Annotated in this window: 3 protein-coding genes; 1 reads left to right on the top strand and 2 read right to left on the bottom strand. The window is 59.1% G+C overall.

Annotated features, from left to right (window positions below; genetic code table 11):
* Both NKI72_RS35195 and NKI72_RS35190 read right to left on the bottom strand, forming a co-directional pair.
* Positions 1 to 392: response regulator (locus NKI72_RS35195; protein WP_352852284.1), on the bottom strand; the 392-nt coding region annotated here is incomplete at its 3' end.
* A gap of 31 nt (positions 393 to 423) precedes the next feature.
* Positions 424 to 765 (bottom strand): hypothetical protein, encoded by a 342-nt coding sequence (locus tag NKI72_RS35190; protein ID WP_352693732.1) that lies wholly within the window; start codon positions 763 to 765, stop codon positions 424 to 426.
* Positions 766 to 809: 44 nt separating this feature from the next.
* On the opposite strand from NKI72_RS35190, the gene NKI72_RS35185 reads away from it, so the two are divergent.
* A partial coding sequence (locus NKI72_RS35185) for a CNNM domain-containing protein (protein WP_352852282.1) occupies positions 810 to 1005 on the top strand: 196 nt, incomplete at its 3' end.

The raw sequence follows: 1005 nt of genomic DNA, 5'->3' as shown, positions 1-1005 counted from the left end.
TCGCCACACTGTACGATGTTGGTCGCCTCGCCGCTTTTCCGCCGGAGCAGAACACGGGCGCGCGCTTCCAATTCCCGGAAATCGAACGGTTTGACCAGATAGTCGTCGGCGCCGAGATCAAGCGCGCCAACGCGGTCCTCTATCTCGGAACGGGCCGTCAACATCAGAACCGGGGTCGTATTCCTTGCCTGCCGGAGCCGTCGAACGATTTCGAACCCGTCGAGGCTGGGCAGCATGACGTCGAGGATGACGAGATCGTAGCAGGTGAAATCGAGGATTTCTGCGGCAGCACGGCCGTCCGTCTCCCAATCGACTGCGTGGCCGATCGTTTCGAAGCGGCGGCTGATAGCCTCGCCAACGTCGCGCGTGTCTTCGACGAGGAGAATTCGCATGCCGGAGCATTTGCACGGAAGCAGCCCCCTATCAAGCGTCACCTCTTTGCGGAGAGGCGCTTGACATCATCTGCAGATCACGCGTTGGCTTCAGCCCTGTTACCGTCAGCAGTTCAAGCTGTCCAATCATTTGAGCTTTGTCGACGGGCTGCGTGATGCCGTCTGCCTTCATGTTGATCTGCGCATCCACGCCAAGAACGGGGCGCGTCGGTACATGACCCGCGCTGCAAGCCACGGCTGGACCACGCATTTTGCCGCATTCAACGTATTCGACCGCACCGTGATCAGTCGCTAGTAGATGCACCACCATCGCCATCAGGGGATTATGTTTCTGGCGATCGTGATGCTGATAGCGATTGCGCAATGCCATCATTTGCGCTTCAGAGACGTATCCAATTGCGTCATTAAGAGGATATCATGCCGACAGGCGATGGCAGTTTGAGCGACATTCTTGGAATCCTGTCGGTTCTCCTACTCGTGGCCGCAAACGGCTTCTTTGTCGCCGCCGAGTTTTCCCTGGTCGCCGTGCGCCGAAGCCGAGTTGCCGAACTCGCTGCGGCTGGGCGGCTGAACGCGGCAGCGCTTCAGCGGGCCGTCGACAATCTCGATGCCA

Origin of the sequence: Mesorhizobium sp. M0437 (assembly GCF_040321335.1) — a bacterium.
Taxonomy (GTDB): Bacteria; Pseudomonadota; Alphaproteobacteria; order Rhizobiales; family Rhizobiaceae; genus Mesorhizobium.
The sequence above is the reverse complement of the archived record's forward strand: the minus strand, read 5'-3'. Positions and strand labels throughout refer to the sequence as shown.

Excerpts from the sequence above, each read along its gene's own strand:
- NKI72_RS35190 (WP_352693732.1), bottom strand. The coding sequence starts at position 765 with ATGATGGCATTGCGCAATCGCTATCAGCATCACGATCGCCAGAAACAT.